At 63.3% G+C, this 24,108-nt stretch carries 23 protein-coding genes; 8 read left to right on the forward strand and 15 right to left on the reverse strand.

What is annotated here, in order from left to right; genetic code table 11:
- The first annotated feature begins 290 nt into the window (after positions 1 to 290).
- Both L2I41_RS16320 and rnd read left to right on the forward strand, forming a co-directional pair.
- Positions 291 to 1,727: a cryptochrome/photolyase family protein gene (locus tag L2I41_RS16320; RefSeq protein WP_237154643.1), complete on the forward strand. Its 1,437-nt coding sequence runs from the start codon at positions 291 to 293 to the stop codon at positions 1,725 to 1,727.
- A 78-nt stretch (positions 1,728 to 1,805) separates the two neighbouring features.
- Entirely contained in the window at positions 1,806 to 2,954 is a 1,149-nt protein-coding gene (rnd, locus tag L2I41_RS16325; protein ID WP_237154644.1) for a ribonuclease D, read from the forward strand.
- 10 nt (positions 2,955 to 2,964) lie between these two features.
- On the opposite strand, the gene L2I41_RS16330 is transcribed toward rnd, so the two are convergent.
- The 5 genes from L2I41_RS16330 to L2I41_RS16350 all read right to left on the reverse strand — a co-directional run bounded on the left by L2I41_RS16330 (position 2,965) and on the right by L2I41_RS16350 (position 9,172).
- Positions 2,965 to 4,527, reverse strand: coding sequence for a Ppx/GppA phosphatase family protein (locus tag L2I41_RS16330; RefSeq protein WP_255720276.1), 1,563 nt, complete (start codon positions 4,525 to 4,527; stop codon positions 2,965 to 2,967).
- Positions 4,469 to 6,685 carry an RNA degradosome polyphosphate kinase gene (locus tag L2I41_RS16335; RefSeq protein WP_255720278.1) on the reverse strand — a complete coding sequence of 739 codons (2,217 nt, stop codon included), beginning with the start codon at positions 6,683 to 6,685 and terminating at the stop codon, positions 4,469 to 4,471. The genes L2I41_RS16330 and L2I41_RS16335 overlap by 59 nt, the downstream gene beginning before the upstream one ends.
- Positions 6,686 to 6,809: 124 nt before the next feature.
- Complete coding sequence (locus tag L2I41_RS16340; protein WP_237154645.1) at positions 6,810 to 7,493, reverse strand: HdaA/DnaA family protein; 684 nt, start codon at positions 7,491 to 7,493, stop codon at positions 6,810 to 6,812.
- Entirely contained in the window at positions 7,490 to 8,602 is a 1,113-nt protein-coding gene (locus L2I41_RS16345) for an AI-2E family transporter (protein ID WP_237154646.1), read from the reverse strand. Before L2I41_RS16345 ends, L2I41_RS16340 begins: the two co-directional genes overlap by 4 nt.
- Positions 8,603 to 8,638: 36 nt before the next feature.
- Positions 8,639 to 9,172, reverse strand: coding sequence for a CDP-alcohol phosphatidyltransferase family protein (locus tag L2I41_RS16350; protein WP_237154647.1), 534 nt, complete (start codon positions 9,170 to 9,172; stop codon positions 8,639 to 8,641).
- 184 nt (positions 9,173 to 9,356) lie between these two features.
- Here L2I41_RS16350 and purM point away from each other — a divergent pair, with 184 nt between their 5' ends.
- From purM to L2I41_RS16370, 4 genes are all read left to right on the forward strand, one after another.
- Positions 9,357 to 10,421, forward strand: coding sequence for a phosphoribosylformylglycinamidine cyclo-ligase (gene purM / locus L2I41_RS16355; RefSeq protein WP_237154648.1), 1,065 nt, complete (start codon positions 9,357 to 9,359; stop codon positions 10,419 to 10,421).
- 49 nt (positions 10,422 to 10,470) lie between these two features.
- Positions 10,471 to 11,127, forward strand: coding sequence for a phosphoribosylglycinamide formyltransferase (gene purN, locus L2I41_RS16360; protein ID WP_390634350.1), 657 nt, complete (start codon positions 10,471 to 10,473; stop codon positions 11,125 to 11,127).
- 165 nt (positions 11,128 to 11,292) lie between these two features.
- Positions 11,293 to 11,631, forward strand: a complete 339-nt coding sequence (locus tag L2I41_RS16365; RefSeq protein ID WP_237154649.1) for an ArsR/SmtB family transcription factor — start codon at positions 11,293 to 11,295, stop codon at positions 11,629 to 11,631.
- Position 11,632: 1 nt separating this feature from the next.
- Positions 11,633 to 12,112: an SRPBCC domain-containing protein gene (locus L2I41_RS16370; protein WP_237154650.1), complete on the forward strand. Its 480-nt coding sequence runs from the start codon at positions 11,633 to 11,635 to the stop codon at positions 12,110 to 12,112.
- Here the strand turns inward: L2I41_RS16370 and L2I41_RS16375 are convergent, their stop codons facing one another.
- A complete protein-coding gene (locus tag L2I41_RS16375) occupies positions 12,113 to 14,347 on the reverse strand; it encodes a hypothetical protein (RefSeq protein ID WP_237154651.1) in 2,235 nt (744 codons plus the stop codon). It lies immediately after the preceding gene.
- Between the two features lie 123 nt (positions 14,348 to 14,470).
- Entirely contained in the window at positions 14,471 to 15,289 is an 819-nt protein-coding gene (gene fabI, locus L2I41_RS16380) for an enoyl-ACP reductase FabI (protein WP_237154652.1), read from the reverse strand.
- Positions 15,290 to 15,487: 198 nt separating this feature from the next.
- On the opposite strand from fabI, the gene L2I41_RS16385 reads away from it, so the two are divergent.
- The gene (locus L2I41_RS16385) at positions 15,488 to 16,918 is read left to right on the forward strand and encodes an FAD-binding oxidoreductase (RefSeq protein WP_237154653.1); all 1,431 of its coding nucleotides are present in this window, start codon (positions 15,488 to 15,490) and stop codon (positions 16,916 to 16,918) included.
- On the opposite strand, the gene L2I41_RS16390 is transcribed toward L2I41_RS16385, so the two are convergent.
- The 5 genes from L2I41_RS16390 to L2I41_RS16410 form a co-directional block, all read right to left on the reverse strand.
- Positions 16,902 to 17,603: a hypothetical protein gene (locus L2I41_RS16390; protein WP_237154654.1), complete on the reverse strand. Its 702-nt coding sequence runs from the start codon at positions 17,601 to 17,603 to the stop codon at positions 16,902 to 16,904. The two genes, L2I41_RS16385 and L2I41_RS16390, sit on opposite strands and share 17 nt — an antisense overlap.
- A 75-nt stretch (positions 17,604 to 17,678) precedes the next feature.
- Positions 17,679 to 17,948: a hypothetical protein gene (locus L2I41_RS16395; protein ID WP_237154655.1), complete on the reverse strand. Its 270-nt coding sequence runs from the start codon at positions 17,946 to 17,948 to the stop codon at positions 17,679 to 17,681.
- A gap of 141 nt (positions 17,949 to 18,089) precedes the next feature.
- Entirely contained in the window at positions 18,090 to 18,506 is a 417-nt protein-coding gene (locus L2I41_RS16400) for a TIGR02301 family protein (protein ID WP_237154656.1), read from the reverse strand.
- A gap of 7 nt (positions 18,507 to 18,513) precedes the next feature.
- Positions 18,514 to 18,948 carry an NUDIX hydrolase gene (locus L2I41_RS16405; RefSeq protein ID WP_237154657.1) on the reverse strand — a complete coding sequence of 145 codons (435 nt, stop codon included), beginning with the start codon at positions 18,946 to 18,948 and terminating at the stop codon, positions 18,514 to 18,516.
- Positions 18,949 to 18,953: 5 nt separating this feature from the next.
- The gene (locus tag L2I41_RS16410) at positions 18,954 to 19,547 is read right to left on the reverse strand and encodes a hypothetical protein (protein WP_237154658.1); all 594 of its coding nucleotides are present in this window, start codon (positions 19,545 to 19,547) and stop codon (positions 18,954 to 18,956) included.
- Positions 19,548 to 19,574: 27 nt separating this feature from the next.
- On the opposite strand from L2I41_RS16410, the gene L2I41_RS16415 reads away from it, so the two are divergent.
- Positions 19,575 to 20,315, forward strand: a complete 741-nt coding sequence (locus tag L2I41_RS16415) for an SOS response-associated peptidase (RefSeq protein WP_237154659.1) — start codon at positions 19,575 to 19,577, stop codon at positions 20,313 to 20,315.
- Between the two features lie 9 nt (positions 20,316 to 20,324).
- On the opposite strand, the gene trpC is transcribed toward L2I41_RS16415, so the two are convergent.
- From trpC to L2I41_RS16430, 3 genes are read right to left on the reverse strand one after another with little or no spacing between them, the layout of a single operon-like run.
- Complete coding sequence (trpC, locus tag L2I41_RS16420; protein ID WP_237154660.1) at positions 20,325 to 21,119, reverse strand: indole-3-glycerol phosphate synthase TrpC; 795 nt, start codon at positions 21,117 to 21,119, stop codon at positions 20,325 to 20,327.
- Positions 21,120 to 21,131: 12 nt separating this feature from the next.
- Positions 21,132 to 22,145: an anthranilate phosphoribosyltransferase gene (trpD, locus tag L2I41_RS16425; protein ID WP_237154661.1), complete on the reverse strand. Its 1,014-nt coding sequence runs from the start codon at positions 22,143 to 22,145 to the stop codon at positions 21,132 to 21,134.
- Between the two features lie 11 nt (positions 22,146 to 22,156).
- Positions 22,157 to 24,049: a SurA N-terminal domain-containing protein gene (locus L2I41_RS16430; protein WP_237154662.1), complete on the reverse strand. Its 1,893-nt coding sequence runs from the start codon at positions 24,047 to 24,049 to the stop codon at positions 22,157 to 22,159.
- Positions 24,050 to 24,108 lie beyond the last annotated feature (59 nt).

The raw sequence follows: 24,108 nt of genomic DNA on the forward strand, positions 1-24,108 counted from the left end.
TTCGGCAACCTACTCTGTTTCGGCTTGCCTTCATAATCCGGTTTCGGACGAAAAGCTTCGGAGACTTGCCAGAGCCGACGGCACCTTCGCGCAGGGCCGCACGGGGAGATCCGAGCCCGTTTGCGAAAAATGCCATCCTGTTCGATAAGTGGCCTGCGCTGTTATCATGTGATTGATACGTCTCGACACTTACATAGAAGCACTTATGGGTTACATCGACGGTGTCTCGCAAGTGCCATCAGTGCCAACACTTCGGCTAGGTTTGCGACATTTGGGACGTGGAGACCGACATGCAGCCAACACTGGTCTGGTTTCGCAACGACCTTCGGGTCACCGACAACTCAGCCTTGTCGCAAGCGGTCAGCGAGAACCGTCCTGTCATCGCGCTTTATGTCCTGGAGCGCTCCCCGAATCGCCGACCGCTTGGCGGGGCGACACGCTGGTGGCTGCATCACAGTCTCGTGGCCCTCTCTCAGGATCTGGCGCCCCTCGGCATCCCCTTGATGTTGCGCGAAGGGGACGCGGAAGCCGTTGTCACAGATGTCGTCAGGGCGGAAAACGTTGGCTCGGTGCACTGGAACCGGCGCTATGATGGTCCGGGCAAGGCGACGGACGCCGCACTCAAGCAGGCCCTGCGTATGGCTGGTGTCAGCGTATCGAGCCATGCCGGCTCGCTGCTCGCCGAACCGTGGACCGTCAAGACGAAGACGGGCGACGGCTTCCGGGTGTTCACGCCCTTCTGGCGCGCGCTGTCCGCTCGATTGCCGGACGCAGGCACTCCCCTGCCCCGGCCGAAGCCGGTGGCGGCGACGATCGTGGCGCGTCTTGATGAGATTGAGAAACTCAACCTCCTTCCGCGAGCGCCGGACTGGTCGGATGGTCTGGCTGAGGCGTGGAAGCCAGGCGAAGCGGCGGCGCGCCAACGTCTCGATGCGTTCATTGGCGGCGCGTTGCGCCAATATGCCGAAGAGCGTGACTTTCCAGCGGCGGCGCGAACATCGGGTCTCTCACCACATTTGCGGTTCGGCGAAATAAGCCCACTGCAGATCTATACGGCGGTCACCCAGGCGGCGGACAGCAGCGAAGCCTTGCGCGCCGGCGCAGACAAGTTTCTCGCCGAACTGGGCTGGCGGGACTTTTGCTGGCATTTGCTGCATTTCAATCCGGACCTCGCGACGCGCAACTTCCAACCCCGTTTCGACGGCTTTCCCTGGGGCGAAGCGGATCCGGTGCTGCTGAAGGCCTGGCAGCGCGGACAGACGGGCTATCCCATTGTTGACGCCGGCATGCGCGAGCTCTGGTGGACGGGCAGCATGCACAATCGCGTGCGAATGATCGTCGCGAGCTTCCTGTCAAAGCACCTGCTCATCGATTGGCGGCAAGGCGAAAGCTGGTTCTGGGATACGCTGGTGGACGCCGACGAGGCCTCCAATCCGGCAAGCTGGCAATGGGTTGCCGGATGTGGGGCGGATGCCGCGCCCTATTTCCGCATCTTCAATCCCATCCTGCAGAGCCGGAAATTTGATCCGGACGGGCGATACATCCGCCACTGGGTGCCCGAACTTGAGAGCCTTGGAAATGAGGAAATCCACTGGCCACACGAGGGGCGCGGACGGCTGGTCACATCAACGACGCCCTACCCTGCGCCGCTGGTTGATCATGACAGAGCCCGACAACGCGCGCTCGCGGCCTTCGAGCGGATCAAGTCCGGCGCAGGCGACGCGTAGAGACAGCATAAATTCGCCAAAATGTGGTGTGTGGGCGGGCGACAAAGCGGGTTGCATCGGCTATAGACGTGTTCAGCCATGTCTATGATTACTTCGACCCCCGCCCTCGCAGATGCCTGCGCCCACCTCGCCCGCTTTGACTTCGTCACCGTCGATACGGAGTTTCTCCGCGAAACGACCTTCTGGCCGAAGCTGTGCGTCATTCAACTCGCAAGTCCCGAGAGGGTCTTTGTCGTCGATGCCTTGGCCGACGGCCTGGATTTGACACCCTTCTTCGACTTGATGCGCAATGAGGCCGTGATCAAGGTGTTCCATGCCGCACGGCAAGACATCGAGATCATCTGGCATCTGGGCGGCTTCGTGCCACAGCGCGTGTTCGATACGCAGGTGGCCGCCATGGTCTGCGGCTTCGGCGATTCGATCTCCTATGATCAGCTGGTCGCGCGGGTGACCGGGGTCTCGCTCGACAAGTCGCACCGCTTCACCGATTGGTCGCGCCGCCCGCTCAGCCAGAGCCAGCTCGACTATGCGGAAGCGGACGTCACGCATCTGCGCGATGTCTATCGTCACCTCAGCGACACCCTCGCCGCACGCGGTCGTTCGGACTGGGTGAACGAGGAGATGAGCGTTCTGACCTCCGAGAGTACCTATCGCACTGAACCGGAAGATGCCTGGCAGCGCCTGCGCATGCGGGTGAAGAAGCCTCGGGAGCTGGTGATCCTCAAGGAGGTTGCTGCCTGGCGCGAACGCGAGGCGCAGGGACGCGACGTGCCGCGCTCGCGCGTGCTGAAGGACGACTCGCTGTTCGAGATCGCGACGCAGGGGCCGACGACCGTCGAGGCGCTCGGCCAGCTGCGGACGATTCCCAAGGGATGGGAACGCTCGCGTGCCGGCGAGGAAATCATTGCCGCGGTGAAGCGCGGTATCGCCGTGCCCAAGGAAGAGTGGCCGAAGCTGCCCAAGGGCCGCCAGGTGCCCGAAGGGACCGGCGCAGCGGTTGACCTGATGAAGGTGCTGCTCAAGCTCGTCTCGGAGAACGAGGGCGTTGCCTCCAAGGTGATCGCCACCGTCGACGATCTCGAAGACATTGCCGCGTCGGACAATGCGGACGTTCCGGCCTTGCACGGCTGGCGCCGCGAGATGTTCGGCGAACTCGCCCTAAAGCTCAAGCGCGGTCAGTTGGCCCTGAGCTTTGACGGCAAGAAAGTGGTCGCCATCGAACAGTAAGTGGCGGGGATTACCCCACCACTCTGATCACGGCGTCCCTCAGGCCGCCGACCTTGGCGAGCTGCACCAGCCGTTTGGAGAGGCGTTCGCCCACGAGATCGCCGAGGTTCGTCGGCAGTTCCAGAACCAGGCAATCGCCCTCGGCGTAGATCCGCGTCCGGGGGATGACCCCATGCATGGCCGCCGATACAAGATAGGCGACGCGCAGCACCGCACCGAGAATGCGGGCCCGCTCCTTGAGGCGCGTTGACGCCAGTTCGCGAATTCGCGGGCTGACGGCATCGTCGACAAGGCCGACATGCCGATAGAAGACTGCCAGCGCCAGATAGGCACGCCCAGGATGATCGACACCGACGAAGGCGGCGTTGGCAAGAATGCCGAGGCTCTGCTCGCCGCGATAGTCGGGATGGGCGCGCCAGCCGATATCCGACACAAGACAGCCCGCAGCCCGAAGGCGCTGCTCGTCCGGCGTCTCGTCGATACCGAGAGCAGCGAAGGCGGCGGCAGACCAGGGAATCAGCTCTTCCGCGTGGCGGGGCGAGCGCGAGCGAACGAGATTGAGTTCGCGACAGGCTTCGAGCAGCGGATCGCGGGCGCGTTCCTCCTCGCTGAGGTGCTCATAAAGGTAGCCCTCGCGCACGCCAAGGGCGGAGATCACCACATGAGCCGGACGAATGGCGCGGATAACCTGCTCCATGACCAATGCGCCGTAGGGCAACAACCCACGCCGTGACTTCGAGACCACGTCGATCTGGTCGATCGTCTCAAGGTCACGCCGGGCGATGATGCGGGCAAACTCGAGGGCCTCTTCCGCCGGGATGGTGTAGCCGTGCATCACGTGCAGCGGATAACCGGTCTCGAACATGTGCAGATGGGCCAGAGAACGCCAGGTGCCGCCGACGGCATAGAATGGCAAGCCGGCGCAAGGCATCTGTTGCGCCGCAGCTTCAAGGGCCTCGGCGACGATCTTTTCCGCCTTGCGAATGGAGCCCTCGGCCGCTTCCGACAGGCGCAACCCGCCAATGGGAAAGGTGCGGCCAACGCCGATGGCGCCATTTTCGATGCGGACGAGTTCCAGACTGCCACCGCCGAGATCACCGACGATGCCGTTGGCTTCATTGACGCCCGATCGTACGCCCATGGCCGACAGGCGCGCTTCGTCGGCGCCGGACAGGAGGTTGACCTTGACGCCGCAGATATCCTCGACGGCCTTCAGGAACTCCTGCCCATTGCTGGCATCGCGGGAGGCGGCTGTCGCCAGGATATAGGTCGCGACAGATTGGCTCTGGTCGGCCAGCATCTTGAAGCGGCGGATGGCGGCCAGCGCCTGCTCGACGGACTCGGCTTCCATGCGGCCGGTCGCCGCCAAGCCTTTGCCCAGGCCAGCCAGGATCTTTTCATTGAAGAGCATCGTCGGTGCGCGGGTCTGGCGTTCGTAGATCACCAGGCGCACCGAGTTGGAGCCGATATCAATGATGGAGACAGGCCCGTAGCCCTTCAGGCGGCCTGGTGCCTCACACCGGCAAAGAGCGCTTTCTGCGTCCGGAGAGTGACTTTGGTGCGTCTTTTTCAAGCGAATGCCCACGTCCCGAAAGTGAGGGGTTAGTCATGAAGTACTGATGCACATTGAACAGCTCGTCCCCCGCCTCGGGCACGATGCGCTCATGCGTTCCATCCGACAACAGGCGCCAGCTCTGCATGTTGTCGCGGAAATTCGCCACCATGATCTGATCCACCACCTGCGCGTGGACCGTCTCGGTCATCAACGGCACCAGAATCTCGACTCGTCGATCGAGATTGCGCGGCATCAGATCAGCAGAGCCGATGTAGACCTTCGCCTTGGGGTGTGGCAAGCCATGCCCGTTGCCGAAGCAGAAGATGCGGCTGTGCTCAAGGAAGCGGCCGACGATCGACTTCACGCGGATATTGTCGGAGAAACCCTGGATTTGCGGGCGCAGGCAACAGATGCCACGCACCACGATATCGATGGAAACGCCGGCCATGCTTGCCCGGTAGAGCGAATCGATGATCTGGGCATCCACAAGAGAATTCATCTTGAACCAGATCTGCGCGGGGCGACCGGCCTGCGCATGAGCGATTTCACCCTCGATGCCGTCGAGGATGGTCTTGCGCAAGGTCAGGGGGCTCATGGCCAGCGCGTTCAACGATTGCGGCTCGGCATAGCCGGTGATGAAGTTGAACACGCGCGCCACGTCCTGCGCGATGGTGTTGTTGGCCGTGAAATAGCTGAGGTCGGTATAGATCTTGGCAGTGATCGGGTGATAGTTGCCCGTGCCCAGATGACAGTAGGTCGTAAGACTCTGCCCTTCGCGACGAACGACCATGCTGAGCTTGGCGTGGGTCTTCAGTTCAAAGAAGCCGAAGACGACCTGGACGCCGGCCCTTTCGAGGTCGCGCGCCCAGCGGATGTTGGCCTCTTCGTCGAAACGCGCCTTGAGCTCGACGAGCGCCGTCACCGACTTGCCAGCCTCGGCGGCTTCGATGAGCGCCCGGACGATCGGGCTGTCGTAGGACGTCCGATACAGGGTCTGCTTGATGGCCACCACGTCAGGGTCGAGCGCCGCCTGATGCAGGAACTGCACCACCACGTCGAAGCTTTCATAGGGGTGATGGACCACCAGATCCTTCTGGCGGATGGCGGCGAAGCAGTCGCCGCCGTGTTCCTTGATACGCTCCGGATAGCGGGGGGCGTAGGGGATGAACTTCAGGTCAGGACGGTCGAGGCCGACAAGCTGGCTGAGTTCGTTGATCGCGAGCGCACCGTCCAGCAAGTGCACTTCGTCGGGCGTACAGCCGAGGGAGTTGGCGACGAAGTTGCGCAGCGAACCCGGCGTCGAGCTTTCGAACTCAAGGCGAATCACCGAGCCGCGGCGGCGACGCTTCAGTGCCGTTTCGAAGAGGCGGACCAGATCCTCGGCTTCTTCTTCAACTTCAAGGTCGCTGTCGCGGATGATGCGGAAGGCGCCCTGACCACGCACGGTATAGCCGGGGAACAACCGGCCGATGAACATGGTGATCAGCTGCTCCATCATGACGAAGCGCGCGACACCGGCCTGGCCCGGCAGCTCGGGCAGGCGGACGAAACGCTCGATCTTGGCGGCCATGCGAATGAGCGCCACCATGGAGACCTTGCCCGTCATCTTCACCAGATCAAGGGCGATGGTGAAGCCCAGGTTCGGGATGAAGGGGAAGGGATGGGCCGGGTCGACGGCCAGCGGCGTCAACACCGGGAAGATGGAGGAGAGGAAATAGTCCTCGAGCCAGGCTTCTTCCGACGGCTCCAGCTGGTCGGGGTTGACGAGGACGATGCCGACCTTCTCGATTTCCTTGCGCAGCGTCACCCAGCGGGCTTGCTGGGCGGCGGCAAGACTGGCGGCGGCGGCCGAAATCTTCACCAGCTGTTCGGAGGGTGTCAGACCATCGTCGGACAAGGTTGTGACGCGCTCGCGGATCTGCCCCTTGATGCCGGCAACGCGCACCATGAAGAACTCATCGAGGTTGTTGGCCGAGATCGACAAAAAGCGCAGACGCTCCAAGAGCGGATGGTGCGGGTTCTCGGATTCCTCGAGGACGCGGCGATTGAAGCCGAGCCAGGAAACCTCGCGATTGATGAAGCGTGCGGGATCGTCGAACATCGGATGATGTTCGATGGCGTGGGCGGTGGTCTGGGCGGCGGTCTGCTCAGTCTCGACGGCCGCAGTGTCGTTCATTTCCACAACGATCCCCTTGTCCTCTCGCACGGCGCCTTTGCGCCTCGAAGCTAACCGATACTATCGCCATTTCTTCTGCGTCACTATTGTGACAGTTCCACAAAATCACATTAGACGGCTTCGGTCATTCATCCTCAAAGGGATTGAGAACCTCCGCCGCAATGGCCCGCGTGATCTTGCGTCCACGCGCCAGGGATTCGCGATCCAGCGCGTCCACGAGCGTGCAGGCGGCTGCGAAGGATCGCTCCATGCGCAGCAGCAGATAGTCGAGCACGCCCGGATCCACCTCCAGCTGGCGGTCGGCCAGCAGCTTGACCATCACCTGCATCAGAAGTTCGTCATCGGGCGGGCCAAGGAAAGCGGGCTGGGCGGCGCGCAGACGGGAAATCAGATCGGGGAGCGACAGCCCCCAATCCTTGGGAATCGCGTGCGCCGTGATCAGCACCGACGCGCCGCGACCGCGTGCGGCGTTGAGGAGATGAAACAGCCCCTGTTCATCAAGCGCAGGATCATCCGCATCTTCCACCGCGACCGCACCACGAGAGACGAGGGCCATGGGGTCGGATCCCGCGAGATCGTGCGCGTCGATGATCTGCGCACCGCTCTTGGCGGCCCAGATGTTGACGAGATGGGTCTTGCCGGAGCCCTGCGGACCGATCAGCAGGACAACGGAAGCCGGCCAATCGGGCCATGCATCAATGAAGGCCGTGGCGTCGCGATTGGCCTCGCCCACCAGGAAGTCGGCCCGGCCATATTGTGGCTCGTGCGGCATGGTGAGGGGAAGCTGCTTGGGTTTGGTCCTGCTCATGAAACCTCGTCACGCCGTTCGTAATCCACTTCCAGCACCGGGTCGCCGGGAGGATGGCCGCGATAGAAAGAACTTGCTAGATACTTGCCGATGCCGAAGCGCACCAGCACGGCCATAGCCGCCGCGGCGGGAACCGCGACCAGCATGCCGACAAAGCCGAAGAGGTTGCCGAAGGCGAACAAGGCGAACATCAGCCACACCGGATGCAGCCCCACATGCGAGCCGATGAACTTGGGCTGCAGGATGTTACCTTCAATGAACTGCCCCACGGCGAAGATGGCAATGATGATGGTGATCGAGGTGTAATCGGGCCAAAATTGCATGACCGCGATACCGATCGCCAGCAAACCGCCGCCCATGGAGCCAACATAGGGGATGAAGCTGATCAGGCCGGCGAACAGACCGACCAACAGGCCGAACCGCAAGCCGGCGATCGACAGGGAGATCGCGTAGAACAGGCCGAGCAAGGTCGAGACGGTTACCTGACCACGGACGAAGTTGGACACACCATCATCCATTTCGCGCGCCAGGGCGCGAATGGTCTCCTGGTGATCGAGCGGCAGCCAGCTGTCGATCTTGCGGATCATGTGGTCCCAGTCGAGCAGCATGTAGAATGCGACCACCGGCGTCACCAACAGCAGCGAAGCAAGCCCCATGAGCGCCTGACCGCCGCTGAGCAGCGAGGTCAACAGACTTGATGCCCAGGACGCCCCGGATGACACCATGTCACCCAGCGAACTCTTCACGTCCGCCGGCGAGACATGCAGCACCTTGAACAGCTTGCTGCCGGCCTGTGCCGTGACGAACTTCTGCAGGCGGTTGAAGATATCCGGCAGGTGCGTGATCAGGCCGTAGAGCTGATCGCTCAAGACCGGCAGCATCAGAATCAGCAGCACCACGGCCGTGACGACGAAGACCGCGAGAATGAACAGCGTCGCCAGCACACGGGACAAGCCCAGAGCTTCAAGGCGATCGGCCAGCGGGTCAAGCAGATAGGCCAGCGCCATGCCGGCAACGAAGGGCAGGAGAATCGAGGAAAACAGATACAGGAAAATGCAGAACAGGAGAGCGAAGCCCATCCAGAACAGCAACGTATTGCGCAGCTTCACGGCAGCCCCTTGCTCCTCTTGCCCGATCGATCGCGGTCAGCCCTGCATGTAGCGCAGCCAGCCCTTGAGGTAGGCGGCAGCCGACAGCACCGTCAAGACCGCGACGAGCCAACCCATGATATCCACAAACTGTTCAAGGCGCCACGCCAGCCCGAGATCACCAAGGGTAATGGCCGCATAGGCGATCTGTGCCGCGGTGTTGGCCTTGGAAATGGGGAGTGGCACGATCGGCACCGGCTTGTTGGCCCCCCAGGAGAGAATGACGCCACCGACGATCAGCACGTCGCGGCTGACCACCAGCACCGTCAGCCAGACTGGCACATGCCCTTCGACCGCCAGCACGACGAAGATGGACACGAGAAGGGCCTTGTCGGCCACGGGGTCGAGCAGACGCCCGAGTTCGCTGGCCTGCCCCGGCACGTGCCGGGCGATGGCGCCGTCGACGCCATCGGAGATGCCGGCGGCCAGGAACAGGCCGAATGCCCAGCCGAAACTTCCATCGATCAACAGAAGTACGACCACTGGAACGGCGATCAGTCTGGCTATGGTGATGATGTTCGGAATGGTCATGCAGCCTCCCAACCACAGCCCAACGTAGTGATTATGTGATCCCCCTTCGTCGGCTTTCCAAGTCCGGACAGTCTCTACTTGCGCATTTTCCCTCCGAAATCGGTGGAACGGTCAGTTTCCCCTTGTCATTTGCGTCCGTTTCGGCTTTCACCCACAGCAACAGCAATCGTGGCGGATTACTCCCATGCAAGGCAGGAACGGTCTCACCTATCGCGACGCCGGTGTCGACATTGACGCGGGCAATGCCCTCGTCGATCGTATCAAGCCGCTGGTCAAGGCAACCCGGCGTGTGGGCGCGGATGCCGACATCGGCGGCTTCGGCGGCCTGTTCGATCTGGCGGCCTGCAAGTTCAAGGATCCGGTGCTGGTTGCCGCCAATGACGGGGTCGGCACCAAGCTGGCCGTCGCCATCGAAGCGAACATCCACGGCACCGTCGGCATCGACCTCGTGGCCATGAGCGTCAACGATCTCGTGGTGCAGGGTGCGGAGCCGCTGTTCTTCCTCGATTATTTCGCCACCGGCAAGCTCTCGGTGGACACCGCGACTGACGTGGTCGCCGGCATTGCGAACGGCTGCAAGATTGCCGGCTGCGCCCTGATCGGCGGCGAGACCGCCGAGATGCCCGGCATGTACAAGGACGGCGACTATGACCTCGCCGGCTTTGCCGTCGGCGCCGTCGAGCGGTCCGACATCCTGCCGCGCCCGACGGTGGCTGCGGGCGACGTGATCCTCGGCCTGGCGTCCTCGGGCGTGCATTCCAACGGCTACTCGCTGGTGCGCAAGATCGTCGAGCGTTCGGGCCTGAGCTATGCCGACGCCTCGCCCTTCGCCGAGGGCAAGTCGCTGGGTGAAGCTCTCCTCGAGCCGACGCGCATCTATGTGAAGCCGGTGCTGGCGGCTCATCGCGAGACGGGTGCCATCAAGGCGCTGGCGCATATCACCGGCGGCGGCTTCGTCGACAACATTCCGCGCGTACTGCCGGAGAAGATGTCGGCCCGCATCAATCTGGACGCCGTGCCGGTGCCGGCCGTGTTCGGCTGGCTGGCGGCGGTCGGCGGTCTCGATCAGGCGGAAATGGTGCGCACATTCAACTGCGGCGTCGGCATGATCGTCGTTGTGGCCCCTGAAGACGCCGACAAGGTTGCCGCGGTGTTTGCCCGTGAGGGCGAAAGTGTCGTGCGTCTTGGTGTCATGGAAGCCGACGAGGCCGGCCCGCGCACCCTGTTCGACGGGGCTCTGGCGATCTGAGGACTGAGGCGGTGGGGGATCTCCCCTGCCCCGACAAGACGGACAGGCAATGATGACCAAACTCCCGGTGGGCGTGCTGATTTCCGGTCGCGGCTCCAACATGGCGGCGCTGGTGGAAGCCTGCGAGGCGCCTGAGTTTCCGGCAAAGGTGGTCTGTGTCGTCGCCAACCGTCCGGATGCCAAGGGACTGGATTATGCCCGTGCCAAGGGGATCCCGGCCGTCCTGATCGACCACAAGGCTTATGGCTCCAAGGCCGAGTTCGAAACGGCGATGACGGCGGCACTTGAGGCAAATGGTGTCGGGTTTGTCTGCCTCGCCGGTTTCATGCGCATCCTGTCGCCGCAGTTCATCGAGCATTGGCGCGACCGGCTGATCAATATCCACCCCTCGCTGCTGCCGTCCTATCCGGGCCTGCACACCCATGAGCGGGCACTGGCCGATGGCGTGAAGCTCGCCGGTTGCACGGTGCATTTCGTGCGGGCGGAAATGGACGTCGGCCCGATCGTGGCGCAGGCGGCGGTGCCGGTGCTGACGGGTGATACACCCGACGATCTCGCCGCGCGCATTCTGACGGCAGAGCACAAGCTATACCCCGCTTGCCTCAGCATGATCGCCAAGGGTACGGCCAAGGTGGCTGACGAGCAGGTGGAGATCGCAGCGGAGGCCGTGGAGGCCGCGGCCCGGCTCTATTCGGCGGGCGTGTAAGCCGCAAGTCGCGGGCCTGCGATCAACAAACTGAAATTGATGACGGATTCAGACCGGGGGCAGACGCGCCCGGTCCGGCCCCCGTTTGCCATTCACTCGCCCTTGACAGCAAACCTTCCGGCCATTATTTAACCAATAAGCTAATTAACTGATAAGCTAATCACGATGCAAACCGACACGCTTTCCGCCACCTTCGCCGCCCTTGCCGATCCGACGCGTCGGGCCATCCTCGCGCGCCTCAGCGAGGGTGAGGCCAGCGTATCGGAGCTGGCCGAACCCTTTTCCATGAGCCTGCCGGGGATTTCCAAGCATCTGAAGGTTCTGGAATCGGCCGGTCTCATCAGCCGCAGCCGCAATGCGCAGTGGCGGCCGTGCAAGCTGGAAACAGAGCCACTCAAGGCCGTCGCGGGGTGGCTCGAAGGCTATCGCGCAATGTGGGAAGACAGGCTGGACCGGCTTGAAGCCTTCCTCAAACTCACCGACCCGAACGCCAGGGAGCACTGACATGCTGGACAAGTATCGCGACCACGCGCCGGCCGACAAGCCGATCATCGTCACATCGCGGATCATGGCGGCAACGGCGGAACGCATCTTCGCCGCATACTCGGATGCCGAGACCATTGGCCTCTGGTGGGGGCCGGACGGCTTCCGCACCACCACAACCCGCAGGGACTTCAGGGTCGGCGGGGAATGGCTCTACACCATGCACGGCCCCGACGGGACCGACTATCCCAACTATTCCGTCTTTCGGGAGATCGAGCCGAACAGCCGCATCGTCTACGATCACGGCACCGCACCGGACCAGCCGTTCATGTTCACCGGCGCGATCCTGTTCGAGCCGGTCAGCAGCGGCACGAAGGTGACCATCCTGCTCACCTTCGCCGGAACCGAGTTGCGCGACGAAGTCGTGATGAAATATGGCGCCGTCGAGGGCGGTATCCAGCATCTGGCCCGCCTCGACAGCTACATCACAAGCCAGCCCTGATCAGAAGCGCGGCTCCTTGCGGCCGTTGTCCGGCACCGGTTCATCTTGCCCGTCATCGACCATGTCGACGCGGATGACCGGTGCAGAGCCGGGCTCTTCCTCCTGAGCGTCGCTGCCGAAGGTCGGCTCACGGCGATCGTCGGCGTCTTCCTCCGAGTCTTCGACGTCGGGTGTCAGTTCGACACTCGGCGCGCGGCCGGAAAGCGTTGGGTAAGCCGGCACCACGTCGAGGCGGGAACTTTCGTAGGTTTCCTCAGGCTCGGCAGGGGCGACGATCTCGCGCGGCGGGACAGGCGCCACCGGCTCGACCGGGTGCGATGCGGCCTGCCGCGCCTGCACGGTCGGCTCCGGCGTCACCAAAGGCGAAGGCTCTGCCACCGGCTCTTCGACTGGTTCCGGAGCACCCTCATGCCAATCGTCGGCAACTTCGCTGGCGGCCACCGCCGCAGCGGCAGGAACAACGACGGCGGCGGCCGGGGCAACGGGGGCCGGCTCATCGGGGAACCACTTGGCGCTGCGCTGTTCCCAATAGCGATCCCAGGCCTTGCCGAGCACGGTCCGTCGACGCGGGAATGGGGCGAGCAGTGTGAACAGCAGACCCAGCACCGCCGGCGAGAAGTCGAGCGCCAACTGCAGGGCCACATAGCCCATCAGGCTGCCGGCATAGGACACCACCGCCCAGAACGGACGCAGCGGCACGAAGACCGGCACGTCATTGGCGTTGGTCAAGCGCACCGCGCTGTTGGGCACGGCATCCTCGCCGTGGAACAGGCGGTCGATGAAGCTGATGCTCTCGATGCGCGTTTCGACGGGGATGGCGAATTCCGGCGAGTTCTTCTTCGCCTCGATGTCGGTTTCGGCGGTGGTGGCCGCTTCTTCGACCGAATCGATCAAGGTGTTGATCTGGGTGAGGATCACGTCCTTCTTGGCGATGGTGCAGGAGGACCAGCCGGAGAAGAAGGCGTCGGAGTTGACGGTGGCGCGGGTTTCCTTGACGAAGGTGGCCACCGAGGGGAGCGCCGACGAGTTGTCGGTCTCCATGATCTTCTTGCGGATCACATCCGCCTGTGCCGCGAGATCGGGCTGCAGCTCTTCCAGCTTGCGCTCGGGGTTGCGGATGCGGGCGCGCAGGGCTTCGATGTCGGCCTTGATGTCGAGATTGGCATTCTTGCGCGTGTTGACCACGTCGAGAATGGTGCCGGTGCGGGCGGCGCTATCGGTGTAGAAAGTCCAGAGCGAGCCCTTGCCGGCGCCGCAGCCCTGCCCCGTCTTTTCCTCGTTGTCGGCCGCCGACTTCAGCTGGTTCGACATGTAGCTGAGCGCGCCTTCCAGCCGATTGGCCTCGATGGCGCGGATGCCGTCGACGCGCCGTTCGTAGGCGTCGAGCACGTCGGTGTACCAGAGATTATGGGCGCGAATGCCCTCGGTGCCGCCGACGCCGATGATGCCGAACACGGTGTGGATGGCGAGCGTCATCGGCACGAGCACGACGAAACCGACCATGTAGCCGAACAGGCGGGAGATCATGTTGGAAGCGAGGCGGATGCGCAGGAAGACGAAGTTCCAGCCCGCCCAGATGATCAGGGCGGCGAGCGCCGACAGACCGATGGGCACACCGAAGCGCACCAGCGGCGTGTCGAGCGGGTCGACGATCTCGTGATAGAAGCCGATGGCGGTGGTGGCGAAGGAGCCGACCATGGCCGCACCGGTGACGAAGGAGGCGATCTCGTACCAGCCGTTGGACGGCAGCTGCTTGAGTTCCGCCTTGTGGCGGGCGGAGGCGAGGCGGGCGGCGAGATATTCCTCGCGCTCTTCCTCGGTCATGCCCTCAAGCTTGCGGGCCGGATGCAGCCACAGCACGACGCCGCGATAGGCGAGCACGAAAATGGCGGTGAAGATCAGCCACGCCTGCCATTCCTGCACCGTGGCGCCATTGCCGGAGAAGGCATCGAACAGCGCGAGGGCGGCGGCAAAGCCACCGAAATAGACGGCAATGGTGCCGAAGGCATTGAAGGCCCTGGATTCACCGCCCCGCATCCACAGACCGATGGCCAGGCCGGCCATGCATATGACCAGCGCCAGGATCTCCCAGGTGGGCAGATCGGTGATGAGGGTCAGCACATGCCAGGCGATGGCAACGCCGAGGACGAAAGTCGCCACGGCATAGATGCGCTCATACCAATGCGAAAGAAAGCCGTTCAGCCGCTCGAAGAATGCATCTGCAGAAGTTTTCATGCCAAGCCCCACCCGTCATCGATCCGGAGAAATCGAATCAATACGTCTATTTAAAGGCTTGGGGCCGGACTGTCGCGCGGTTAGCCGCGCGATTTGCAGCGCAAACTGGAAAAGTGCCGCCGGTCAGTCCTTGACGACCGAGATATCGGGCGCATCCACAGCCTTCATGCCGACGACATGGTAGCCGCTGTCCACGTGATGCACTTCGCCGGTGACCGAACGGCCAAGGCTGGACAGGAAGTACAGGCCACTGTCGCCCACTTCCTCGATGGTCACGGTACGGCGCAGCGGCGCGTTATACTCGTTCCACTTCAGGATATAGCGGAAGTCGCCGATGCCCGAGGCGGCCAGCGTCTTGATCGGGCCGGCGGAGATGGCGTTGACGCGGATGTTCTTGGGGCCGAGGTCGACGGCGAGATACTTCACCGAAGCTTCAAGTGCGGCCTTGGCGACGCCCATGACGTTGTAGTTCGGCATCACCTTCTCGGCGCCGTAGTAGGTCAGCGTCAGGATCGAACCACCGTTGGGCATCAGCTTCTCGGCACGCTGGGCCACGGCCGTCAGCGAATAGACCGAGATCAGCATGGTCTTGGTGAAGTTGTCCTCGGTGGTGTCGACATAGCGACCGGTCAGTTCGTTCTTGTCGGAGAAGCCGATGGCGTGCACGAGGAAGTCGATGGTGCCCCACTTGCTTTCCAGCTCGGCGAACACGGCATCGATGCTGGCGGCGTCAGACACGTCGCAATGGCCGGCGACGATGCCGCCGAGCTCTTCGGCCAGCGGCTCGACACGCTTCTTCAGCGCGTCGCCCTGATAGGTGAGCGCAATCTCGGCACCGGCATTCTGCAGGGACTTGGCGATACCCCAGGCGATCGAGCGGTTGTTGGCGACGCCCATGATCAAACCGCGCTTGCCCGCCATCAATCCCTGTGTACCCGACATTTTATCACCCCGTACCAATTGCATCGCGTCATCGCTTCCCGGAATTTCCGACGGCCGCAACAGGGCGGCCAGCGCGATTGAATTTCCGGGTAAGGTTCTTTGCGACCGTATGACACAACGATTATGACAATAGCAAGTCATCCCGGTCCGGGTTGTCGTCCTCTCGACACGGCGGAACGCCACCTCTAACGTCCTCACATGATGAAGTTTCCTGCGCCCGACCTGATCGCCCGTTTCGCCGAGATTGTCTCGCCACGCCATGCCATCACCGATCCCGATCTGATGGGACGCTATCTGGTGGAATGGCGAGACTTGTTCCGTGGCGAGACCCCGCTCGTTCTGCGCCCCGGCAGTGTGGATGAAGTGGCTGCAATCCTGGCGCTGGCCAATGAAAGCGGTGTCGTCGTGGTCCCGCAGGGCGGCAATACCGGCCTCGTCGGCTCACAGATTCCCCCTCCGGGTTCAGGGGAGATCATCCTTTCTCTCGAACGACTTAACCGGATCAGGTCGATCGATCCGCAAGGCCTCAGCCTCGTGGTTGAGGCCGGAGCTACGCTTGAAGCGATCCACGCGGCGGCGGAAGAGGCGGATCGTCTGTTCCCCCTCACCCTGGCCAGCCAGGGCTCCTGCCAGATCGGCGGCAACATCGCGACCAATGCTGGCGGCACCGCTGTGCTGTCCTACGGCAACGCGCGCAGCCTGGTCCTCGGACTGGAAGTGGTGCTGGCCGACGGGCGGATCTGGAACGGCCTGAGGCGTCTCGGCAAGGACAATAGCGGTTATGATTTGAAACAAATGTTTATCGGCTCGGAAGGCACGCTCGGGGTGATCACGGCTGCAGCGCTCAAGCTTTTCCATCGCCCTCGCGGTCAGTCCGTCGCCTTCGCGTCCGTGGCCTCACCACGTGACGCGCTTGCGCTGCTCGGTCGGGCGCAAAGCATTGCCGGCTTCGGGTTGACCGGCTTCGAACTGATGATCGGCAAGGCCATGGAGTTCGCGCTGCGGCACATTCCCGGCAGTCGCTTGCCGGTGGGCGAGCCGGCGCCGTGGTATGTGCTCCTCGAGATATCCTCGGGCCTTTCCGAAGCCGAAGCCATGGCGGCCATGGAGCGGGTCCTGGGCGAAGCGCTCGAAGCCGAGGAGGTGGTGGACGCCACCCTCGCCGCCTCTCTGACGCAGTCGCAAGACTTCTGGAAGCTGCGTCACGGTCTCAGCGAAGTGCAGAAGCACGAAGGAGGTTCGATCAAGCACGACGTATCAGTGCCGACCGGCGATATGCCGGCTTTCCTCGAAGAAGCCATTTCTGCGGTGACCGAGGCTTTCCCGGGCTGCCGCCCGGCTGCCTTCGGCCACATGGGCGATGGCAACATCCACTTCAATGTCAGCCAGCCGGTTGGCGCCGACAAGGAGGCCTATCTGGCGCAGTGGGAGGCGATGAACGAAGTGGTACACCGCGTGGTGCTGAAATACGACGGTTCGGTTGCCGCCGAACACGGGGTCGGGCGCTTGAAGCTCGATCTCATCGCGCGCACCAAGCCCGAAGTGGACCTCGATCTGATGCGCACCTTGAAGGCCGCACTCGATCCCAAGGGGACGCTCAACCCCAACCGCGTCATTCGCCGGACATGAACAGCAGCCAGCGCCCGTCGGCAGCGATCTCGACACGATAGAACTCGTAGGCGCCCACCGCCTTCATGTCCTCGAAGTCTCCGGCGGTGAGGACTCGGTACACCTCGACCAGTTGGTGCTTGGTCAGGGAGTCCGGCGGGAACTCGGAGAAATAGGGCCAGATGTAGCGCTCGCGCGAGGTGCCGGGATCCTTGACCACCCAGCCGGCATCCAGCACGTCGAGCAGAATGGCCAGAGTTTCCAGCCCCTCGCCGTCGCCAGAACCGGCCTTGAGGATGTCGATCGGGTCGCCGTCGTCGAGTGCGGAGAAAGCCGGCGGGGGATTGGATAGACCGATGACCTGCCGCATCGCCTGCATGTCGCCGGCCATGGCCGCGGCGACGATGCGGCCGCGCATGTCGGCGACCTTTGGCGGCAAAGCCGAGAGATCGTAGTGCACGTCGGGGAGCAAAGCAGGAGACGCCCTTGGCGGAGCTGGCTCAATGACGGGCGGCTCGTCCGGATTATCCTCCGGCGTATCCCCCTGAATGATGTCATTGTTTCCCGGCACGGCCACATTCGGGCCGAGGCCGTTGTCCGAAGGGCCGGTGATCGACGGCTCCGTGCCGAATGCCTGCGCCTCGCCGCTGAAAGCAAGGATGGAAGCGCTCAGCACCAAGGCCAGCGGGAAGGCTGAAATCGACATTTTCACCAAACCGGAGAGACGCATCCGCATCCTCCAGGCGCCCGCGATCGGTTCGCGGCGCCTTCAAACAGGGTCTTACTGAAGCGTACGCAGCAGCGTGTAGCTGCCGGACGTGATCTTGGACGGCAACTCAGACACCATCTTGGCGACACTATCCTCGCCAAAGCACTCGACGAGTGTCGTGAGGGCAGCAAACAGCGCGGCATGCGCCATGGCGTCGACCGGAATGCCCTCATCATCGGCGTCGTCAAAAGCCCGTTCCATGTGATTCATGGCCCGATGCTTGAAATTCTCGCCCGCCGTGAATTCCACAGGCTCCAGCAGTTCGTCACGCACATCCGACATAGATAAACCCGCTTGTCAGGAGACGATTCGCCGGAGGATTACCCACCGGCCCTTGCTCCTTCGTGGTCGGCACACTAGCACCCTCTGCCGATTTCGCAATGCGGAGTCTTAAGCAGCGTTAACATGTTTGAAGATACGGGGTTAATTTGCGGGTAACCCTGAAGGCGGCGGCGGCGATACTGTCGGCGCTTCGCCACCGAAACGGGCCGTAATGCGCCGCGCAAGAGCCTCGCCCTCCCCCATCAGGCGCATGAGGATGTCGCGCGAACGATCCGTGCAAATGGTGTGGACGACTGCGAAGGTCCGCTCACCCCGATTGAAGGCCTCCACATAGGGGCGGCGATCGCCCCCCGTCAAGCCTTGCGCCTTGATCAGCTGCTCCATGCTCTGGCGCCAGTAGCCCCCGGCGCCACCGCAGAGGCGATCAAGATAGGAGACGCTGCCGACGACCTCGGAAAAGCGAAGGAGATCAGCCTGATAGGCGGGCGCAGGTGTCTGGCTGCGAGCGTCGGTGGCCGCCAGAGTCAACACGATCAGGAGCGCCGTCAGACCGCGCATGTGGACCTCAAGGCCGCACCATCTGGCGCGTCAGTTGGATGAAGCGATCGAGCCCCGTCGTCAGGGGCATCTTCGCCGCATCTTCGACGGAAACGAAGCGGGCATCAAGCGCGTCCGAGGCGAAGGCAGGCTCGGCGTTGGCCGCCGTTGTGGCGGCAAAGACCATCAGCACATAATGGCGACTGACGGTTCCCGCGGCGTCCCTGAGAATGATCTCGTGATGCAGCGGCTCGCCCTTCAGGACGATGCGCAGCCCGGTCTCCTCCAACGCCTCGCGGCGAACGGCATCTGCAAGCGCCTCGCCCCATTCCACGTGACCGCCCGGGAAACTCCACAGGCCTCCGAACGTCTCGCCGCCACGACGAACGAGCAGGACCTCGTTGCCGCGCCAGATGCCGGCGCTGACGCCAAGCCTTGGGATGGGTGGGGACTTCGAGACCATGATCTTCAGGAGAACAGGGCGTCGACGGCCTGCTGCGCGTCGCCCGATTCCTCAGTGACCATATCCACGACGGGCGCGCCGTTGATCAACCCCATGGCGTGCGCCAAGGCCGGCTTGATTCGCATCTCCGCCAGATCCTGGATCGTCTCGACAGGAAGGCAGTCCATGGGCGCCTCGCGAATCATGCGCTGGATGTCGCCGATCGCCTGTTCGACCTTGAAAATTGTTCGCTCGAAGGTTTCACGCCGATTGCGGTCCACGGTCTCATAGGCACGGATGGCGAGATCGCGGCCCTTGAAGTGCGACAGGAAGAAGTGATCGGTGTAACTGACCGGTGTCCAGGTCACCACGTCGGGGGCACAATCGGGCATCATCGGGAGCATGTCGATGAGCATGACCACCTCGTTGAAGTGGTTGAGGTAGTCCGTCGCAAGGCGCGTATCGGGATGAATATTGGCCTCTGCCAGACGAGCCGGCGAGAGCTCGTCATCCAGTAGCTCGCCATCCACGGAGGTCGCCATCGCGCCCAATTCAATTCCCCCATTCCGCTTGATAAATAGATTTACCTTGGCAAGGTTGCCAAAAGCCTTACGCAGCATATGAAAAAAGTCATTGGATCGAGACAGATGTGCGGACGATTTGCCCTGACCCTGCCGCCGGACGCCATGCGCCGATTGTTCCGCTATCCTGAGCAGCCGAACTTTCCGGCGCGCTACAATATTGCTCCGACCCAACCGATCGCCATCGTGCGCGAGAGCCTCGATCACACGCCGCATTTCATGCTGGTGCGCTGGGGCCTGATCCCAAGTTGGGTGAAGGATCCGTCGGCGATGTCCCTGATCCTGAATGCACGCGCCGAGACGGCGGCTGAAAAGCCGTCCTTTCGCGGTGCACTCCGGCACCATCGCTGCCTGATTCCGGCGAACGGCTTTTATGAATGGCGTCGCCAGGGAGACGACAAGCGCCCGTTCTTCATCTGCCGCCGCGACGGCAAGCCCATGGCTTTCGCCGGGATAAGCGATCACTGGCTCGGCGCTGACGGCAGCGAGATCGACACCGCGGCCGTGCTCACCACGGTCGCGAACCGACTGATGGCGCCCATCCATGATCGCATGCCCGTGATCGTCGACGAGAAGGACTGGTCCGTCTGGCTCAACTGCAGTGACTATTCGCCAAAGTACGTGGCGCCACTCATGAGCCCCGCCGATGACGATCTCCTGGAGGCTATCCCCGTCTCAGACCGCGTCAATGCAGTGCGCAACGACGACGCGGGGCTGATCGAACCGCTGGCAGAGCCAATGGTTGTCGAGACGAAAACGCCGCCGAAGACATCCCGCACACCGCCCGAGCAGGGGAGCCTGTTCTGACCAACCTGGTCAGCTGCGCGCCAGCAATGCCTTGGTCGCCGCGGCCACGTCGTCCTGCCGCATCAGGCTTTCGCCGATCAGGAAGGTGCGAGCGCCAACCTTGGCCAGACGCGCCAGATCGGCCGGCGTGAACAGGCCGGACTCGCCCACGAGAATGCGGTCGGACGGCACCTTTGCCGCCAGCTCTTCCGTCGTCTCCAGACGCGTCTCGAAGGTGCGGAGATTGCGATTGTTGATGCCGAACAGGGGCGAGTTCAGCTTCAGGGCCCGCTCGAGTTCCGCCTCGTCGTGAACCTCGAGCAGAACATCCATGCCGAGCTCGAACGCAGTGTCTTCAAGCGCCTTGGCCGTGTCGTCGTCGACGCCGGCAAGAATGATCAGGACGCAGTCCGCACCCCAGCTGCGCGCTTCATAGACCTGATAGGGAACGTAGAGGAAATCCTTGCGCAGCGCCGGCAGGCTGCAGGCGGCCTTGGCGGCACCAAGATACTCGGGGCGCCCCTGGAAGGACGGCGTGTCCGTCAACACCGACAGGCAAGCCGCGCCGCCGGCTTCGTAAGCCTTGGCCAGGGACGGCGGATCGAAGTCAGGGCGAATGAGCCCCTTGGAGGGGCTGGCCTTCTTGATCTCGGCGATCAGCGCATAATCACCGGCGGCAAGCTTGCGTTCGATTGCCGCGCGGAAACCGCGTGGCGCCGCAGCGTCGCGGGCACGAGCCTTGATCTCGGCAAGCGGTATCGCCGCCTCGGCGGCCGCGATTTCCTGGCGCTTGTAGGCTTCGATGCGGGCGAGAATATCGGACACGAAGCTCTCCGTTCAGGCGTTGGACCGGGCGACCAGGCGGTCGAGACGGGCCCTGGCCGCGCCACTGTCGATGGACTTGACCGCCAGTTCGACACCCGCGCGCAGGTCGCTCGCCTTGTCGGCCACGATCAGCGCGGCGGCAACGTTGAGCAGGACAGTGTCGCGATAGGGCCCGGGGGCGCCGTCGAGCAAGGCGCGCAATGCTGCAGCGTTCTCTTCGGCGGTGCCGCCCTTGACGGCATCGAGACCGTGCCGCGGAAGACCAGCATCCTCAGGCGTCACTTCGAAGGACTTGATGTGTCCGTCCCGCAGTTCGGCCACATAGGACGGACCGCTGATGGAGAGCTCGTCGAGACCATCGGCGCCATGCACAACCCAGACGGATTCCGTGCCGAGCGCTGCCAGCACTTCGGCAAGCGGCGTCACCCATTCCCGCGCGAAGACACCGAGCAGTTGACGCTTCACGCCAGCCGGATTGGACAGGGGGCCGAGCAGATTGAAGATCGTGCGGGTGCCCAGTTCGACGCGCGAGGGGCCGACATGACGCATGGCCGAGTGGTGGGCCGGCGCGAACATGAAACCGACGCCGGCCTCGCGCACGCAGGCGCTGATGACCTCGGGGCCGATATCGATCTTGACGCCAAGTGCGGTCAGCACGTCGGCCGAACCGGAGCGAGACGACAGGGCGCGGTTGCCATGCTTGGCGATGGTCAGCCCAGCACCGGCCGCAACGAAGGCCGAGGCGGTGGAAATGTTGAGGCTGCCTGACGCGTCACCGCCTGTTCCAACGATGTCGACCGCATCGGCGGGCGCATCGACCCGCAGCATCTTGGACCGCATGGTGGTGACGGCACCGACGATTTCCTCGACCGTTTCGCCACGCACCCGAAGGGCCATGAGGAAGCCACCGATCTGGGACGGGGTGGCCTCTCCACTCATCATGATGTCGAAGGCGGAGGTCGCCTCATCCCGCGTCAGCGGCTTGCCTGCAGCCGCCTTCGCAATGAACGTCTTGAAATCCGCCATCGAGCGCTCCCTCAGTTGGCGCCGTTTGCACCGATCACGGCATCAACCATGGACTGGTTGACGGTGGTTCCGAGGCTGTCCTGCGCGGCACCGACATACTGGGCGAACAGGCTCTTCTGCAGTTCCTCGGCCATCTTGGACTGGATGTCGACGGCGTCGCCGGCATCGGCGATGAAGGCCGGATCGACAACGCGGGAGACCACCAGAACGACGCGCGTTCCATCCAGCCCCTCGACAGTCGCCACCGTACCCTGCGGGCCACGGAAGGACTCGGCGACACCGGCCTTGCCGAGACCGACATCATCACTGTTGCGGGTGATGTTATCGGCGGTCTGCACTTCAACGCCCGCATCCTTGGCAAGATCGGCGATCGGCTTGCCGGCCTTGATGGCGTCGACCATGTCGGTCGCCTTCTTCTTGAGGCGGTTCTGCGCTTCCTCGTCGGTCCAGGCGGCGACAGCCTTGTCCTTGACCTCGTCGAGCGTGCGCTCGCGACCGGGCGTCACCTTGGTGACCTCGTACCAGATGAAGCCGTGATCCAGCTGCAGCGGATCGTTCTCGTCACCTTCACCGGCGGCGAATCCAGCGGCGAGCAGCTTCTGCTCCTCGGGAATGTCGGCAACCTGGCTGCCATCGGTGCCGTTGCCGTCCGGATCGACCTCGAAGGTCTGCAGCTTGAGCTTGAAGCGATCGGCGACTTCCTTGAGCGTCGCACCACCAGCGAGAGCGTCTTCCACCTCGTCATGGGTCTCAAGAACGGCCGTCTCGGCGGACTTGGTGGCCAGAGCCTTGCGGATGTCCGCAGACACTTCCTCGAAGGGCTTCACCTGCGCCGGATCGATCTCCGTGACGCGAACAAGGACCGGACCGAAGGTGGACTTGACCGGATCGCTCGGTACGTTGAGCGCCAGCTTGAAGGCGGCTTCGGCCACGGCAGGATCGAGGACCTTGTCCTTGGTCAGCACACCGAGATCGACGTCCTCGGGCTTGGCGCCCTTGTCCGTGATCAGCTGATCGAAGGTCGCGCCAGACTTGAGCTTGGCGACAGCGGCCGCAGCCTCCGCGTCGGAGGTGTAAAGGATCTGCTGGATGTGACGCCGCTCGGCCACTTCGTATTGCGACTTGGTCCGCTCATACTCCTTGCGGGCGTCCGCATCGCTCACGGTGGACGGGTCGGAAACCGCCTCGGGCGTTACGGCGACCACGGTCAGCGAACGAAACTCGGGCGCCTTGAAGTTGGATTTCTTGGTGTCGAACCACTTGGCCAGCACGTCATCCGCGGGCTTGCCGATCGGCTCGACCTGGGCGCGGGCCAGCGTCAGATAGTCAACGGTGCGCACCTGGTTCTGGAAACGATAGACAGCTTCGACCATGGCCTTGGGCGTCGTCAGACCATCGACAAGGCCTTGTGCCAGCTGGTCGCCAAGCGCCTGACTGCGGCGCTCCTTGACGTAGGCCTCTTCGGTCAGGCCGTTCTGGCGCAGCAGTGCCTGGAAATAGGCGCGATCGAAGGCGGTAGCGCCCTGCGGCTTGAAGGCCGGATCGTCGGCGATCAGCTTGGCCAGCTTGTCATCGGAGAGGCCAAGGCCGAGAGCGGCGGCCGTATCGTCGAGCGTGGCGGTCGACATCAACCGTGCCAGCACCTGCTGCGGCAAGCCGAAAGCCTTGGCAAGGTCGGCCGTGACCGGCTGGCCAAGCTGCTTGGAGAAAGCCTGCGCCTGGCGCTGATAGGTTCGCTGGAACTCGCCAAGCGTGATGGACGTGCCACCAACCGTCGCGATCGTGTCCGAGTGCACGTTGCCAAGGCGGGAGCCGACGCCCCAGCCGATGAATGAGAGGGTCAGCAGTCCCAGGAGGATTTTAGCGACAAGCGTATTCGCCCCACGGCGCAAGGTATCAAGCATTCTCTCGTCCATCTCCGGGCGCAAATACCCGCGCCCTGCCTCGTCTCGGTCGGCACCCG

Source organism: Oryzibacter oryziterrae, assembly GCF_021864535.1.
In the GTDB taxonomy this organism is placed as follows: Bacteria; Pseudomonadota; Alphaproteobacteria; order Rhizobiales; family Pleomorphomonadaceae; genus Pleomorphomonas; species Pleomorphomonas oryziterrae.